Source organism: Phyllobacterium sp. 22229, assembly GCF_052056495.1.
GTDB classification, from domain to species: Bacteria; Pseudomonadota; Alphaproteobacteria; order Rhizobiales; family Rhizobiaceae; genus Phyllobacterium; species Phyllobacterium myrsinacearum.
Genome location: NZ_JBQEPA010000066.1, coordinates 1 through 410, shown reverse-complemented (window position 1 = coordinate 410; position 410 = coordinate 1). Strand labels below are relative to the sequence as shown.

At 42.0% G+C, this 410-nt stretch carries 1 pseudogene; it reads left to right on the top strand.

The window, feature by feature from the left end:
* Positions 1-410 (top strand): annotated as a pseudogene (locus ACTJJ7_RS28090) (caspase family protein); the annotation flags it as partial.

The window sequence follows — 410 nt, the reverse complement described above, 5'->3', positions numbered from 1 at the left end:
CTTCAAGCATTGCACGGAGGGGCTGTTAATGTATTAGGGCACGTTACCCCTGGTAGCTTATATTCTTTTGTTGATAATGCACTTGGCCCTTGGGAACAGCGACCTGTTTTTAAAACCAATGTTTCTGTATTTATTTCTTTAAAAGAGCACGCACCACTTGTACCTTTAGAAACACTGAGAAGACTACCTGAGTGGTTTCCTGAAGCTGAGTCTGTATTCGCTTTGACACCAGCTTATGAGCCTGAGCACCCTGATTTTGATCCTAAGCTGGGAGAAGTCTTTTCTCAACTGCAGCAATGTAATAGACATAGTTTAATCGAGCCTGTCGATGCTGAACATATGTACTTTGCAGCCATAAACTCTAAAGGATGTCGTTTAACTGCTTTAGGAGCTTATTACCGTGAATTAGC